Genomic DNA, 601 nt, shown 5'->3' on the forward strand with positions numbered 1-601 from the left:
TTATCCGGCAGAGCTTTCCGGCGGCCAGAAGCAGCGCGTCTGCATCGCCCGCGCGCTCGCGGCCAAGCCGAAGCTCATCATCTGCGACGAGGTCACCTCGGCGCTCGATCCGCTGGTGGCCAACGGCATCCTGAAACTGCTCCTCAATCTCCAGCAGATCGAGCAGGTCGCCTTCCTCTTCATCACCCATGACCTTGCGACGGTGAAATCGATCGCCGACTCCATCGCCGTCATGTATCGCGGCGAGGTGGTGCGGTATGGGGCCAAAAGCCAGGTGCTGACGCCGCCGTTCGATGACTATACCGATCTGCTGCTGTCGTCGGTGCCGGAGATGGAGATCGGCTGGCTGGAGACGGCCATTGCGGGTCGGAAGATGGCGAGTGCGGGGAATTGAGCTCAACGGAGTTCCGGAAATGGCTTACAAGCACTCGCCGGGGGCGCACCCTATCCGAAGTCATCAACCTCGTATCTGGAAGAGAGCATGAACCAAAGTGCCGACTCAATCCATCAAGGCGCAATTATTATCGATGCGGTTTGCCTACTTTTAGATGAGGCAACTCGAATTAACGAATATTGGGCGGGAGGTGACGGCCGTCGCGCC

The 601-nt window shown here is 59.4% G+C and carries 1 protein-coding gene; it reads left to right on the top strand.

Going from position 1 to position 601, the window contains the following annotated elements; translation table 11 throughout:
* Positions 1-394, top strand: a 394-nt coding sequence (locus tag NKJ40_RS31805) for an ATP-binding cassette domain-containing protein (RefSeq protein WP_352469395.1), incomplete at its 5' end; no start/stop codon positions are given.
* Positions 395-601: the final 207 nt, after the last annotated feature.

It is taken from the genome of Mesorhizobium sp. M0119, from assembly GCF_040322615.1.
Taxonomy (GTDB): Bacteria; Pseudomonadota; Alphaproteobacteria; order Rhizobiales; family Rhizobiaceae; genus Mesorhizobium.